The 13981-nt window shown below is 69.1% G+C and carries 12 protein-coding genes and 1 riboswitch; of the genes, 1 reads left to right on the top strand and 11 read right to left on the bottom strand.

The genetic code is table 11. From position 1 onward, the window contains the following. Window positions 1-10: 10 nt before the first annotated feature. Entirely contained in the window at window positions 11-2896 is a 2886-nt protein-coding gene (gene gcvP, locus BEK98_RS00755; protein WP_094214354.1) for an aminomethyl-transferring glycine dehydrogenase, read from the bottom strand. Between the two features lie 174 nt (window positions 2897-3070). Beyond that, window positions 3071-3165, bottom strand: a riboswitch (glycine riboswitch). Window positions 3166-3284: 119 nt separating this feature from the next. Between gcvP and BEK98_RS00750 the strand changes: the two genes are divergently transcribed. Continuing rightward, on the top strand, window positions 3285-3659 hold the full coding sequence (locus BEK98_RS00750) for a PRC-barrel domain-containing protein (protein WP_208642967.1): 375 nt from the start codon (window positions 3285-3287) through the stop codon (window positions 3657-3659). Here the strand turns inward: BEK98_RS00750 and BEK98_RS00745 are convergent. From BEK98_RS00745 to clsA, 10 genes are all read right to left on the bottom strand, one after another. Continuing rightward, complete coding sequence (locus BEK98_RS00745) at window positions 3578-5128, bottom strand: DNA polymerase IV (RefSeq protein ID WP_094214352.1); 1551 nt, start codon at window positions 5126-5128, stop codon at window positions 3578-3580. The two genes, BEK98_RS00750 and BEK98_RS00745, sit on opposite strands and share 82 nt — an antisense overlap. A 52-nt stretch (window positions 5129-5180) precedes the next feature. Continuing rightward, the gene (locus BEK98_RS00740; RefSeq protein WP_094214351.1) at window positions 5181-5822 is read right to left on the bottom strand and encodes a MerR family transcriptional regulator; all 642 of its coding nucleotides are present in this window, start codon (window positions 5820-5822) and stop codon (window positions 5181-5183) included. Between the two features lie 262 nt (window positions 5823-6084). Then, the gene (locus BEK98_RS00735; protein ID WP_026253112.1) at window positions 6085-6558 is read right to left on the bottom strand and encodes a bifunctional nuclease family protein; all 474 of its coding nucleotides are present in this window, start codon (window positions 6556-6558) and stop codon (window positions 6085-6087) included. A gap of 82 nt (window positions 6559-6640) precedes the next feature. After that, window positions 6641-7378 carry a transcriptional regulator FtsR gene (gene ftsR / locus BEK98_RS00730; RefSeq protein ID WP_094214350.1) on the bottom strand — a complete coding sequence of 246 codons (738 nt, stop codon included), beginning with the start codon at window positions 7376-7378 and terminating at the stop codon, window positions 6641-6643. 24 nt (window positions 7379-7402) lie between these two features. Beyond that, window positions 7403-8275 carry an FHA domain-containing protein gene (locus BEK98_RS00725; RefSeq protein ID WP_244201698.1) on the bottom strand — a complete coding sequence of 291 codons (873 nt, stop codon included), beginning with the start codon at window positions 8273-8275 and terminating at the stop codon, window positions 7403-7405. Between the two features lie 148 nt (window positions 8276-8423). Further along, a complete protein-coding gene (locus tag BEK98_RS00720) occupies window positions 8424-9260 on the bottom strand; it encodes a DUF881 domain-containing protein (protein WP_094214348.1) in 837 nt (278 codons plus the stop codon). A gap of 5 nt (window positions 9261-9265) precedes the next feature. Continuing rightward, window positions 9266-9598 (bottom strand): small basic family protein, encoded by a 333-nt coding sequence (locus tag BEK98_RS00715; RefSeq protein ID WP_003988855.1) that lies wholly within the window; start codon window positions 9596-9598, stop codon window positions 9266-9268. Further along, window positions 9595-10515, bottom strand: a complete 921-nt coding sequence (locus tag BEK98_RS00710; RefSeq protein ID WP_094214347.1) for a DUF881 domain-containing protein — start codon at window positions 10513-10515, stop codon at window positions 9595-9597. The genes BEK98_RS00715 and BEK98_RS00710 overlap by 4 nt, the downstream gene beginning before the upstream one ends. 120 nt (window positions 10516-10635) lie before the next feature. Further along, window positions 10636-13131, bottom strand: coding sequence for a mannose-1-phosphate guanyltransferase (locus BEK98_RS00705; protein ID WP_094214346.1), 2496 nt, complete (start codon window positions 13129-13131; stop codon window positions 10636-10638). 113 nt (window positions 13132-13244) lie between these two features. Further along, window positions 13245-13853 (bottom strand): cardiolipin synthase ClsA, encoded by a 609-nt coding sequence (gene clsA / locus BEK98_RS00700; protein WP_094214345.1) that lies wholly within the window; start codon window positions 13851-13853, stop codon window positions 13245-13247. Between the last annotated feature and the right edge of the window lie 128 nt (window positions 13854-13981).

Below are 13981 nucleotides of genomic sequence, written 5' to 3'. Positions count from 1 at the left end.
AGGGGCTCGCTCAGTCCTCGTACGCGTCCAGCGGCGGGCAGGAGCAGACCAGGTTGCGGTCACCGAAGGCCTGGTCGATCCGGCGCACCGGCGGCCAGTACTTGTCGGCGACCGAGACACCGCCCGGGAAGACGGCCTCCTCGCGGCTGTAGGCGTGCGCCCACTCGCCGCCGAGCGCGGCGGCGGTGTGCGGCGCGTTCGCCAGCGGGTTGTCCTCCGCGGGCCACTCGGCGGAGCCGACCTTCTCGATCTCCGCGCGGATGGCGATCATCGCGTCGCAGAACCGGTCAAGCTCGGCCAGGTCCTCGGACTCGGTCGGCTCGATCATCAGCGTGCCGGCCACCGGGAAGGACATGGTCGGCGCGTGGAAGCCGTAGTCGATGAGCCGCTTGGCCACGTCGTCCACGCTCACACCGGTCGCCTTGGTCAGCGGGCGCAGGTCGATGATGCACTCGTGCGCGACCAGGTTGCCGGGGCCGGTGTAGAGCACCGGGTAGTGCGGCTCCAGGCGCTTGGCGACGTAGTTCGCGGAGAGCACGGCCACCTGGGTGGCGCGCTTGAGGCCCTCGCCGCCCATCAGGCGGACGTACGCCCACGAGATCGGCAGGATGCCCGCGCTGCCCCACGGCGCCGCCGAGATCGGGCCGACACCCGTCTCCGGGCCGGCCGCCGGCTGCAGCGGGTGGTTGGGCAGGTACGGCGCCAGGTGCGCGCGGACCGCGACCGGGCCGACGCCGGGGCCGCCGCCGCCGTGCGGGATGCAGAAGGTCTTGTGCAGGTTCAGGTGGGAGACGTCACCGCCGAAGTGGCCCGGCTTGGCGAGGCCGACCAGGGCGTTGAGGTTGGCGCCGTCGACGTACACCTGACCGCCCGCCTCGTGCACCTGGGCGCAGATGTCGGCGACGTGCTCCTCGAACACACCGTGCGTGGACGGGTAGGTGATCATCAGGACCGCCAGCTGGTCGCGGTGCTGCTCGATCTTGGCCCGCAGGTCCTCGACGTCGATCTCGCCGTCGTCGGCGGTCTTCACGACGACGACCTTCATGCCGGCCATCACGGCGCTGGCGGCGTTGGTGCCGTGCGCGGAGGACGGGATCAGGCACACGGTGCGCTGCTCGTCGCCGTTGGCCCGGTGGTAGCCGCGTACGGCCAGCAGGCCGGCCAGCTCGCCCTGCGAACCGGCGTTCGGCTGGAGCGAGACGTTGTCGTAGCCGGTGACCTCGGCGAGACGTTCCTCCAGCTCGCGGATGAGCGTGAGGTAGCCCTCGGCCTGCTCGGCGGGCGCGAAGGGGTGCAGCTGGCCGAACTCGGGCCAGGTGACCGGCTCCATCTCCGTGGTCGCGTTGAGCTTCATGGTGCAGGAGCCCAGCGGGATCATGCCGCGGTCGAGCGCGTAGTCACGGTCGGCCAGCTTGCGCAGGTAGCGCAGCATGGCGGTCTCGGAGCGGTGCGCGTGGAAGACCGGGTGGGTCAGGAAGTCGTCGGTGCGCAGCAGCGCCTGGGGCAGGGTGTCCGCGGCCGTCACGTCCAGCGCCTCGATGTCGCCCTCGACACCGAAGGCGGACCAGACGGCGGCCAGCTGGGCGCGGTTGGTGGTCTCGTCGCAGGCGAGGGAGACGTGGTCGGCGTCCACCGGACGCAGGTTGACCCCGTTCTCCCGGGCGGCGGCGGTCACCTCGGCAGCCTTGCCGGGCACGCGCGCGGTGAGGGTGTCGAAGTAGGCGCCGTGGACGATCTCGACCCCGCCGGCCTTCAGGCCCTCGGCGAGGAGCGTGGCGTAGCGGTGGGTGCGGTGGGCGATGGCCCGCAGGCCCTCGGGACCGTGGTAGACGGCGTACATACCGGCCATCACGGCGAGCAGCACCTGCGCGGTGCAGATGTTGCTGGTGGCCTTCTCGCGGCGGATGTGCTGCTCACGGGTCTGCAGCGCGAGACGGTAGGCCTTGTTCCCGTCGGCGTCGACGGAGACGCCGACCAGACGGCCGGGCAGGCTGCGCGCGAACTTCTCGTGCACCGCCATGTAGCCCGCGTGCGGCCCGCCGAAGCCCATCGGCACACCGAAGCGCTGGGTCGTGCCGACGGAGATGTCCGCGCCCAGCTCACCCGGCGAGGTCAGCAGGGTGAGGGCCAGCAGGTCGGCGGAGACGGTGACGAGGGCGCCCAGCTCGTGCGCCTGGTCGATGACCGGCTTGATGTCGCGTACGGCACCGGAGGCGCCCGGGTACTGGATCAGCACGCCGTTGATCTCGCGCGCGGCGATCTCGGCCGGGATGCCGTCGCTGAGGTCGGCGACGACGACCTCGACACCGGTCGGCTCGGCGCGCGTCTCGATGACCGCAATGGTCTGCGGCAGCGCGTCCGCGTCGATCAGGAACAGGCCCTTCTTGTTCTTGCCCATGCGCCGGGACAGCGCCATCGCCTCGGCGGCAGCCGTGCCCTCGTCGAGCAGCGAGGCGCCGGAGGTGGGCAGCCCGGTCAGCTCGGCGACCATGGTCTGGAAGTTCAGCAGGGCCTCGAGCCGCCCCTGGGAGATCTCCGGCTGGTACGGCGTGTAGGCCGTGTACCAGGCCGGGTTCTCCATGACGTTGCGCAGGATGACCGGCGGGGTGAAGGTGCCGTAGTAGCCGAGCCCGATCATGGAGCCGAGGACCTGGTTGCGGTCGGCGAGCGAGCGCAGCTCGGCGAGGACCTCGGCCTCGGTGCGGGCGCCCGGCAGGTCCAGGGCGTCGGCGTTCTTGATCACATCCGGGACCGCGGCGGCGGTCAGCTCGTCGAGGGAGCCGTAGCCGATGTGCGCGAGCATCTTGGCCCGCGCCTCCTGGTCGGGCCCGATGTGGCGCTGCTCGAAGGGGATGCCCGCTTCGAGCTCGGAGAGCGGAATGCGATGGGCGGTCATTGCGGAGGCCTCCTGGTCTGACGCGACCTTCGAGGGGCACCACGGCATGGTTGCCCCGACGGCCTCCCCCTCTGTCATCTCAACCTGAGAGCTTCACCGGGCACCCGAAGGTCCCGGCTTTCACCGTCGGTGAGGGCGGGAGCCGTCGACACCCGCCCTGCTTTCCAGAGTGACCTCGTCCGTGCGGTACGTGAGCCTGAGAGATTCCGGGGAGGATTTGCTCCTTCGGCGCCTCCGAGGTGGTCGGAGGACTCTCCCGCACGGGGTCAGCAGCCGCTGTCAGCCTACCAGCGAGGTCAACGCCTGAGCTTTCGAGTGGCCGCCTCCCTGAATGTGCTCTTTTGTAGTGCTTACGGATGAGTTGCGACCAAGTGGAGGGAGAGGGACCGTGCAGACCGACATCGATCCGCGCAACCTGATCGGCCGCAAGGCGTTCGACCGCAATGGCACCAAGATCGGCACCATCGACGAGGTGTACCTCGACGACGCCACGGGCGTGCCGGAGTGGGCGGCCATACGCACCGGCCTGTTCTCCCGGGACGCCTTCGTCCCACTGGAGCCCAGCGAACTGGTGGAAGGCGCCCTCCGGGTCCCCTTCGACCGCGCCCTCATCAAGGACGCCCCCGACTTCGGCGTGGGCCGCCACCTCTCCCCCGAACAGGAACTCCAGCTCTACCACCACTACGGCCTCGACACGGCCGCCCCACCTCCCTCGGTCCCGGACCACGACTTCGGCAAACTGGCGGGGTCGGAGGAGACCTGATCCCCGGCCGGGGGACCGGCCACCTCCCCGGGAGCGGCGCTGGTGGCCTGCGGACGCTGCTCCTCTCCCGGGGGCCGGGGCGGAGCCCCGTGTCGGTCACTGCTCGCCCGACCGAGTCCGGTGGACGGGTGGGAAACGTCGCTGCCCTCAACCAACGGCAACGGCTCAGCCGGCTCCAGCGCAGGATCGTCGACGAAAAACGTCCGCACCCGCCCCGGCTCGGACTGCGGCGTCTCGAACCGCACAGTGACCCGACCCAGCCCACTGCCCTGCACCCACCCGTGCCCGTACTCGGCATGCCGGACGTCATGCCCGGCATGCCAGTGCCGCTCGGCGGGCTCCGGCTCCTCCTCGGCCATCGGCGCCGCCTCCTCCGGCTCAGCGGGCCGCAGGCCACCCGCCGCCTGAGCGAACAGGTCCTCCTGGGTGTAGTCGGCGAGCCCCGAGACGCCCACGCCCAGCAGCCGTACCCCGCCCGTGGTGTCCACGGACTCCAGCAGCCGCGCGGCCGCCTCCCGGATCACCGCCGGATCGTCGGTGGGGCCACGGAGCGTCTCGGAACGGGTCAGCGTCGAGAAGTCGTACCGCCGCACCTTCAGCACGATCGTCCGCCCGGACAGACCGGCCCCGCGCAGCCGCCGCACACACCGGTCCGCGAGCCGCTGCACCTCCAGACCGACCCGCAGCCGGTCATGGATGTCCACGTCGTAGGTGTCCTCGACCGACACCGACTTGGCCTCCCGCTCGGCCACCACGGGCCGGTCGTCGTGCGCCAGCGCCATGGCGTGCAGCGCGTGCCCGTGCGCCTTGCCGAGCAGCCGTACGAGTTCGTCCTCACCGGCCTCGGCCAGCTCCTCGACGGTGGTGATCCCGGCCCGCCGCAGATGGTCCCCGGTCGCCGGCCCGACCCCGGGCAGGGTCCGCACCGACATGGGGGCCAGCAGCGCCCGCTCGGTCCCGGGCTCGATGAGCACGAGTCCGTCGGGCTTGGCCTGCTCCGAGGCGATCTTCGCGAGCATCTTGGAGGCGGCCAGACCCACCGACCCGGTCAGCCCCGTGACCGCCCGGATGTCCGCGCGCAGCTTCGTCCCGGCCAGCCGCGCCGACGCCTCGTCCGAGGCGGCTCCCGCTGCCTCCAGGTCCACGAACGCCTCGTCCAGGCTCAGGGGCTCCACCAGCGGTGACAGCGCCCGCAGCAACGCCATCACCTGCTCGCTGACCGACCGGTAGAGGGCGAAGCGCGGCACCAGGTACGCGGCGTTCGGCGCCAGCCGGCGCGCCTGGGCCATCGGCATCGCGGAGTGGACCCCGAAGACCCGTGCCTCGTACGACGCGGTGGCCACCACCCCGCGCGGTCCGAGTCCGCCCACGATGACGGCCTTCCCGCGCAGGCTCGGCTTGGATGCCTGCTCCACCGAGGCGAAGAAGGCATCCATGTCGAGATGCAGGATCGTGGGCGCGTTTCTCACATCTCCGATGCTGCACCACGCCACTGACAACGCAGGCCCCCGAGGGGCGCTGTCAGACCGCCCGGTTGCGGCGCCTGGCCAGCTCGTCCGCCGGGTTGTGCCCGACCAGGGTCTCCCCCGTGTCGATGCGCTCGCCGTGCAGCTGGGAGAGCGCGCTTTCCACGTCCCGCCAGACCACGCCGACGGCGATGCCGAAGATGCCCTGACCGCCCTGGAGCAGGGCGTGGACCTCGTCGGGCGAGGTGCACTCGTAGACCGTGGCGCCGTCGCTCATGAGGGTCATGCGCTCCAGGTCACGGAAACCGCGTTCACGGAGGTGCTGGACGGTCGTACGGATGTTCTGCAGCGAGACACCGGTGTCCAGGAACCGCTTGACGATCTTCAGGACGACGACGTCCCGGAAGCTGTACAGGCGCTGCGTGCCCGAGCCGTAGGCGGGCCGCACGCTCGGCTCGACGAGGCCGGTGCGGGCCCAGTAGTCGAGTTGCCGGTAGGTGATGCCGGCGGCCGCGCAGGCCGTGGGCCCGCGGTAGCCGATCTCTTCGGACGCCATGGACGCCGCCCCTCCGCCGTTGGGCACCGCCGTCGGTCGCTGTGAGGCGTGGTCGACCGCGCTGCTGTGAAGCGGGTACGGACTGCTCTCCCCGAATCGTCCGGGGGCACCCCCAGCCGTACCGTCGCCGCTCGTTCTCACGCCGACCTCCGTCCTTGACCTGCCTTCTCGACGGTAGGCAGTCACCAGGGGTGCGTCAACGATCGCCACACTCGGCACGCCGAGTGATAATCACCCTAGGAGTGGTTTCCCGTGCCCCACCGCGGGGAAAGGCTAGCCGAATGCTCTGGCGGGGGGCCGTAGGACGCTCTCAATGGCCGGTGGCAATTGCCATGGCGCCGGGCGTGACGAGGGGCTGACCAGCCGGTCCTGAACCCGCTGGTCGCCCCGGCCGGTCCCCGCCTCACTGGCTGCTGGTGCCGAAGTCCTCGGGCGAGATCTGGTCGAGGAACTCGCGGAACTTCTCCACCTCGTCCTCCTGCTCGTCCGGGATCGCGATGCCCGCGTCGTCCAGCACCGTGTCACTGCCGTAGATCGGCGTTCCCGTGCGCAGCGCGAGCGCTATGGCGTCCGAGGGACGGGCGCTCACCTCGACCCCGCTGGCGAAGACCAGCTCCGCGTAGAAGACGCCCTCACGCAGATCCGTGATGCGTACTTCGGTCAGCTCCTGGCCGACAGCCTCCAGCACGTCCTTGAACAGGTCGTGGGTCAGCGGTCGCGCGGGGGCCATGCCCTGCTGGGCGAAGGCGATCGCCGTCGCCTCCCCCGGCCCGATCCAGATGGGGAGGTAACGGTCGCCCCCCACTTCGCGCAGGAGCACGATCGGTTGGTTGGAGGGCATTTCCACCCGGACACCTACGACATCGAGCTCGTTCACACAGCAACCCTAGGCCGTGCCCGGGATGTTTGGGTAGTCGGGCCGGGAACAGGTGCCCGATCCGGCCCCGGGACCCTGCCCCTCAGGGCAGCCGCACACCGAGAGCGATCTGCACCAGCGCCGCGTGCAGCTTCACCGTGAGCGCCGCCAGCTCCTTCGCCCGGGCCTCGGCGTGCGCCCTGGTCTGCGGGTTGCGGTGGCGCTTCAGGGGAGCCACCACCTGGTCCACGAGTCCCGCCTCACGGTCCGCGGCGGCCTTCATCACCCGAAGGTGGCGCGGCTCGATCCCGAACCGGCCCAGCTCGGCCACGAGCGAGGCCACGGTGACGACCTCGGCGTCGTACACCCCATCCTCCAGGGGGGCGATGAGCCCGTACGACTGCCACTCCTCGAGGTCAGCCTCTGTGATGTCGGCGGCCGCCAGCAGCGCGGCCCGCCCGATCCGGGCGACCGTCGGCCGCTCAAGCGACTCCTGCACGTCCTCGCCGGTGCGCTGGCGCCCCACCAGGGGCAGCTGGACGGCCTCGCCCCGCTCCATGGCCTCCAGATGCTCACGGATCACCTTGAGCGGCAGATAGTGGTCCCGCTGCATCCTCAGGACATGGGCGAGGCGCTCGACGTCACCGGCGCTGAACTTCCGGTACCCCGAAGGGGTCCGCTGCGGTTCGACGAGGCCCTCGGACTCCAGGAAGCGGATCTTGGAGATGGTGACCTCGGGGAACTCGTCGCGCAGCGCGTTCAGCACCGTGCCGATGCTCATCAGCCCACTGTCCGCGGCGGCGGTACCGCTTCGGGCACCGCCGCTCGGTGTTTGAAGCATGGACCTTCCCTGGGGTCCGGGGGGTCAGATGCCCTGCCGGCTCGCGTAGAAGACCAGCCGGTACTTGCCGATCTGCACCTCGTCACCGTTCGACAGAGCGACCTGGTCGATCCGCTCGCGGTTGACGTACGTACCGTTCAGACTGCCCACGTCGGCCACCGTGAACGAGCCGTCCGGGGAGCGCCGGAACTCCACGTGCCGGCGGGAGACCGTCACGTCGTCCAGGAAGATGTCGCTCTGCGGATGACGGCCGGCCGTGGTCAGGTCGCTGTCCAGCAGGAAGCGGCTGCCCGAATTCGGCCCCCGACGCACCACCAGCAGCGCCGAGCCCAGCGGCAGCGCGTCGACCGCGGCCTGCGCCTCGGGCGAGAGCATCGGCACGGCCGTCTGACCGGTCACCTCGGAGTCGTAGGCCTCGAGGCCGGAGATGGAGATCGTGGACGTGGTCTCGGACGCGCGCTCCGGCGCCACACCGGGTCGCAGCGGCGCACCGCAATTGGAACAGAAGCGGGCGTTCTCCGCGTTGCGGTTACCGCACCTCGTACACACCAGGACCGACATGGACGGATCCTCCTGCCGCGGCAGCCCCGCGGGGGCGTTGGACGCATACGGGTCGGAGGTAAACCCTCCACCCGCACTTGAGGTTGACGGTTGCCCGAAACCTATGCCGCCGGACTGGGCAGGGTCAACAGACGCCGCGCCCTGACCTCCGGAAATGTCACCGCCCGGACCAGCGACCTGGTCGCGGAACAGCGGGCGCTGGCCCTCTGCGTCAGGCTGTGCGCGATGACGAGCGGTCGCGTTGTCGCTACCCTCTCGCGCGCTCTTGCCGAACAACTTCGCAAACAACTTCACGGGCGATTCCCCTTGACCGAAACAGACCCGCCCGTGGGGCAGGACGAACCCTGATTGCCTTCACCGGCCGACCCGGACACCCTCACAACGTCCGTATCCACCAGACAGTTTCCACCACGCACCACCCCTTCGGTGCGCCGACCCCCCGCAACCTCATGCCCCTGCCGGACGTCCCGCATGCACCGCCGGTTCACTGGGAGGACGACCGAGCGTAGTCAGGCTGCTTCGCCTGCCGCAAGGCGTCCACAACGATCTTGCTCGACCGCTCGACGCCCACCGTGGCCTGCTCCTTCTCCAGCGTCTGCACCACGCCTCCAGGAATGTTCAGTGCCGGTTCGAGATCCTGCGGCTTGCCGATGACCTTGAAACGATAGGGAGCGTTGATCTTGTTCCCGTCGACGCTCACGCTCTTGCCGGAGTCGGTGAAGTAGCTGCTCGCGACCACCCGTACCCCGTTGACCTGGATCGCCTCCGCGCCGGCCGCGCGCAACTCCTGGATCGCGTCGAGCAGCATGTCCGCCTTGACCGTCCCCTTCGTGTCCTCGATCGTCATGGTGATGCCGGGACCCTGCGCCGCCACGGTGCCCGCCAGAATGCCGAGTTGCCTCTCCTTCTCGGCGGTCTGCCTGCGCGCCTCCGCAGCTTGGTCGGAGCTGCTCTGCAGCTCCTGGCGCTGCTTCTCGAGTCCCTGCTTCTCGTCCTCAAGACGCTGAGTACGGTCATCCAGTTCATCGAGGATGCGAACAAGATCTTCCTGACGGGCGCCACGCAGCGCGCTGTCGCTGTCACTGTTCGACGCCACCTGCACGGCGAGCCCGAAGCCCAGGCCGAACAGCAGCACCGCGACGATGAGTTGAGCCCGGGTGACCCGCGGCGGCCACAGCCCCTTGACCAGCCGCTGGCGCCCGGTGAGCTGCGGCTCGGCACTCTCGTCGGGTGCCTGCTCGGGCTCGGCGGCCACCGCGGGCACCTCGTCGGGCAGTTCCTTGCGCAGCCTGTTCTCCGGCTGCTCTTCCTGGTTGCTCATCGGTCTCACGCCCGGAAGACGTGTCGGCGGATCGCCGCGGCGTTCGAGAAGATCCGGATACCGAGAACGACCACGACACCCGTGGACAGCTGCGCGCCCACGCCCAACTTGTCGCCCAGGAAGACGATCAGCGCGGCCACGACCACGTTCGACAGGAACGACACCACGAAGACCTTGTCGTCGAAGATGCCGTCCAGCATGGCCCGCAGACCACCGAACACGGCGTCCAGCGCCGCCACGACGGCGATCGGCAGATAAGGCTCGACGACCGCCGGAACCTCAGGGCGGACCAACAGGCCGGCCACGACTCCCACGACGAGGCCCAGTACGGCGATCACGATGTGCCCTTCTCAGTCTTCTCGGCGTTCGGCTGTGCTGTGCGTACGATCACACTCGGTGCGGCGGGCAACCGGACGTCACCCTCCGTGGAGATGGTGGCGCGGATACCGAAGTTCTCCTCCAGGGCATGCAGATACAGCCCGTCGGCGCTGTTCTGGAACCCGGTGCTCAGCCGTTCCCCATCCCCCACCGCGAGCACCGTGTACGGCGGCACCAGCGGCCTGTTGTCGACCAGTATCGCGTCACCCGCGGCCCTGATCGCGGACAGGGCCGTCAGCCGCTGCCCGTTGATCGAGACGGCTTCGGCCCCGGAGGCCCACAGCCCGTTGACCACCCGCTGCATGTCCCGGTCGCGCAACCGTCCGGTGTCGGAGAAACCGGAGGTCTCGCGCGGATTGGTGCCGTCGCCGCCGGTGCTGGCTTCCTTGGCGTCGTTGACCACGAGCTTCACCCCGGGACCGTGCACCCCGGTGGCGCCCGACAGGACGCCCACCAGGTCCGCCTCGGTGCTGCCGCCGCTCTGCTTCAGCGCCGCCCGCTGGCGCGCGCTGACGTCGTCGCGCAGCTTGTCGACATCGCCTTCCAGGCTGTCCGCGGCCGCGGTCTCGCGGTCGATGCGGTCGATCAGCTCCTGGCGCTCCTTGGCCACCACAGGCGCCGCCACGCGCGCCTGCGCCGCTCCGACGGTCACGACCAGCGCCGCGAGCACCAGCCCGGCCGCCAGGCCCAGCTTCGCCCTGAGGGTTTTCGGCAGCCCGCCTTCGATGCCCTGGGACTTCTTCCGGGCGGCGGCCTCGGCGTACCCGTCGTCGAGGCTGTGATCCATGACGTTGGTGATCAACGACATGGAGGCGTCCGGACGCCGCGGCCGCGGGGGGCTGCTCCGAACGGGGGGTTGCTGCGGCATGCCGCACATCGTCGCATGTCGCGCGCAGTACCTCCGAATGGCCCCACCGGCGTGCCGGACAGGCCCCCTTGGGGACACTTGTCCGGCACGCGCGCGTGCTGTGGTTTTTGCCGTCCGGGGCCGCTCCTTCTACCGCCCTGCGCTGTCCACCACGGCAGCCCACTCGTCCAGCAGGGCCTGTGCCGAGGCGTCGTCCGGGCCCTCGGCCCACAGATGGGTGACGGCCTCGGCCGGGTCGGGCAGCACCATCACCCAGCGCCCGTCGGTCTCCACGACCCGTACACCGTCCGTGGTGTCGACAAAGCGATCACCGGCCGCCTCGACGACACGCCGCATCACCAGACCCTTGACGGCCCACGGGGTCGCCAGATCCCGCTTGAGGACGTGCGCCCGCGGAATCCGCGCGTCGATCTGGCTCAGCGTGAGCTGGGTGCGCGCCACCAGCCCGATCAGCCGTACGAAGGCCGCCGTGCCGTCGTAGACGCTGCTGAACTCGGGGACGATGAACCCGCCCTTGCCGTCACCGCCGAAGATGGTGCCCTCTTCGCGTCCCACGCGCGTGAGGTCGTCGGGAGAGGTGGTGGTCCACTCGACCTGAGTGCCGTGATAGGCGGCCACCTGCTCGGCGATCCGGGTCGTGGTCACCGGCAGTGCCACACGACCACTGCGCCGCTCTGCCGCCACCAGGTCCAGCATGACGAGCAGAGCCCGGTCGTCCTCGATGATCCGGCCCTTCTCGTCCACGAGCGACAGCCGCTCGCCGACGGGGTCGAACCGGACACCGAACGCGGCCCCGGAGGACGCCACGATCTCGCCGAGGCGCACCAGCCCGTTCCGGCGCACCTCGGCGGTCTCCGTGGGACGGGACTCGTCGAGACCGGGGTTGATGGTCAGCGAGTCCACACCGAGCTTGCCGAGCAGGCTGGGCAGAACGAGGCCGGCGCTGCCGTTGGAGGCGTCCACGACCACCTTCAGACCCGATTCCGCGATCCCGGTGGTATCGACGTTGCGCAGCAGCGAGCCGGTGTACGAGTCGAAGACGCTCGCCGGGAAGTAGAGGTCGCCGATCTCACCGGGGAACGCCCGGCGGTACTCCTGGCGTGCGAACACCCGGTCGAGCTTGCGCTGACCGCCCTGCGACAGGTCCGCGCCCTGCCCGTCGAAGAACATGATGTCGACGGAGTCCGGCACACCCGGAGAGGTCCGGATCATGATGCCGCCGGCGCTGCCCCGCGCGGTCTGCTGCCGGGCCACGGGAAGCGGCACGTTCTCCAGGTCGCGTACGTCGATGGCACTGGCCTGGAGCGCGGAGATCACCGCCCGCTTGAGCGCACGCGCACCTCGGGAGTGATCACGGGCCGTGGTGACCGTGGAACCCTTCTTCAACGTGGTCGCATAAGCACCCGCCAGCCGTACGGCCAGCTCGGGCGTGATCTCCACGTTCAGGATTCCGGAGACACCGCGGGCACCGAAGAGCTGCGCCTGGCCCCTCGACTCCCAGATGACCGAGGTGTTGACGAAGGCGCCCGCCTCGATGGTCTTGAACGGGTAGACCCGCACATTGCCCTGAACGATCGATTCTTCACCGATCAGGCACTCGTCACCGATGACCGCGCCGTCCTCGATCCGCGCCGCCCGCATGATGTCGGTGTTCTTGCCGACCACACAGCCACGCAGATTGCTGTGCTGACCGACATACACGTTGTCGTGCACCACGGCCCGGTGCAGGAAGGCACCGCTCTTGACGACGACATTGGAACCGACGACGGTGTGCTCGCGGATTTCGGCGCCGGCCTCCACCTTGGCGTAGTCGCCGATGTAGAGCGGCCCGCGGAGCACGGCATCGGGGTGCACCTCGGCACCCTCCGCCACCCAGACACCCGGCGATATCTCGAATCCGTCGATATCGACGTTGACCTTGCCCTCGAGGACGTCGGCCTGGGCCTTGACGTAGCTCTCGTGGGTACCGACGTCCTCCCAGTAGCCCTCGGCGACATAGCCGTAGATCGGCTTGCCTTCCTTCATCAGCTGCGGGAAGACATCACCGGACCAGTCGACGGGCACATCGGCTTCGACGTAGTCGAACACCTCTGGTTCCATGACATAGATGCCCGTGTTGACCGTGTCGGAGAAGACCTGACCCCAGGTCGGCTTCTCGAGGAAACGCTCGACCTTGCCTTCCTCGTCGACGATGGTGATGCCGAACTCCAGCGGATTGGGCACCCGGGTCAGGCAAACCGTGACCAGCGCGCCCTTCTCCTTGTGGAAATTGATCAGGTCGGTGAGGTCGAAGTCCGTCAGAGCATCGCCGGAGATGACAAGGAAAGCATCGTCCTTCAACGCCTCTTCGGCGTTCTTGACGCTTCCGGCGGTACCGAGTGGCTTCTCCTCATTGGCATAGGTGAGCTCCATTCCGAGCTCCTCGCCGTCGCCGAAGTAGTTCTTGACGAGCGATGCCAGGAACTGCACGGTGACAACGGTCTCGTTGAGCCCATGCCTTTTGAGCAGCCGTAGCACGTGCTCCATGATCGGACGGTTCGCCACGGGCAGGAGCGGCTTGGGCATGCTGGAGGTCATAGGGCGAAGGCGAGTGCCTTCGCCACCGGCCATCACGACGGCCTTCATGTCGGAAGCGTCCTCCTAGAGAGACGACGGTCTAGCCGACTTCACCCGTCCAGATTGTCCCGCAGTTTTCCGCAGCGGGCCATCGGGCCACTATGTCCGGACAATCAACGAGCTCAATCGGCCGTGGCGTCCGCGCGGACCAGACGGCGGACTTGTACCACGTAGAGCACTCCTGCCCACCAATAGAGCGTTGTACCCCATCCTGCGAACGCCCATCCGAAAACAGCAGCCAGTGACGCGATCCATCCGTTTCCGTCACTGAGGAGCAGGAGCGGGAAGGCGTACATCAGGTTGAAGGTGGCGGCCTTCCCCAGGAAGTTCACCTGCGGCGGCGGATAGCCGTGACGTCTGAGGATGCCCACCATCACCAGCAGAACCAGCTCTCTCGCGAGCAGCAGGCCGGTCAACCAGATCGGCAGAATCTCACGCCAGGTGAGGCCCAGCAGAGTGGAAAGCACGTACAGCCGGTCGGCGGCCGGATCGAGGAGCCGGCCGAGGCTGCTGATCTGATTCCAGCGCCGGGCGAGCTTGCCATCGAGATAGTCGCTGATCCCGCTGAAGGCCAGCACGAGGAGGGCCCAGCCATCACTGTTGGGACCCCCGAACTCCGGCCTGAGGATCAGCCAGAGGAAGAGGGGTACGCCGACGAGCCGCGCCATGCTGAGGATGTTGGGGATGGTGAGGACCCGGTCCGTCTGGACACGGGTCTCCTGGACCTCCACCCGGGGGCCTCCTGTGCGAAAACGAGCCAACGATGCCCCCTGACCTTACCTCAACGCAAAAAAGCTCCGGCCCCTGGGCAGTGCCCAAGAGCCGGAGCTATAAAAGGAGTTCGGCGGCGTCCTACTCT

The organism is Streptomyces diastatochromogenes (assembly GCF_002242805.1).
Lineage (GTDB): Bacteria > Actinomycetota > Actinomycetes > Streptomycetales > Streptomycetaceae > Streptomyces > Streptomyces diastatochromogenes.
Note: the sequence above shows the minus strand (reverse complement) of the source record. Positions and strands in the feature narration are given on the sequence as shown.

Excerpts from the sequence above, each read along its gene's own strand:
- ftsR (WP_094214350.1), bottom strand. The coding sequence starts at position 7,378 with ATGCTTCAAACACCGAGCGGCGGTGCCCGAAGCGGTACCGCCGCCGCG.
- gcvP (WP_094214354.1), bottom strand. The coding sequence starts at position 2,896 with ATGACCGCCCATCGCATTCCGCTCTCCGAGCTCGAAGCGGGCATCCCC.
- BEK98_RS00710 (WP_094214347.1), bottom strand. The coding sequence starts at position 10,515 with ATGTGCGGCATGCCGCAGCAACCCCCCGTTCGGAGCAGCCCCCCGCGG.
- BEK98_RS00720 (WP_094214348.1), bottom strand. The coding sequence starts at position 9,260 with ATGAGCAACCAGGAAGAGCAGCCGGAGAACAGGCTGCGCAAGGAACTG.
- BEK98_RS00705 (WP_094214346.1), bottom strand. The coding sequence starts at position 13,131 with ATGAAGGCCGTCGTGATGGCCGGTGGCGAAGGCACTCGCCTTCGCCCT.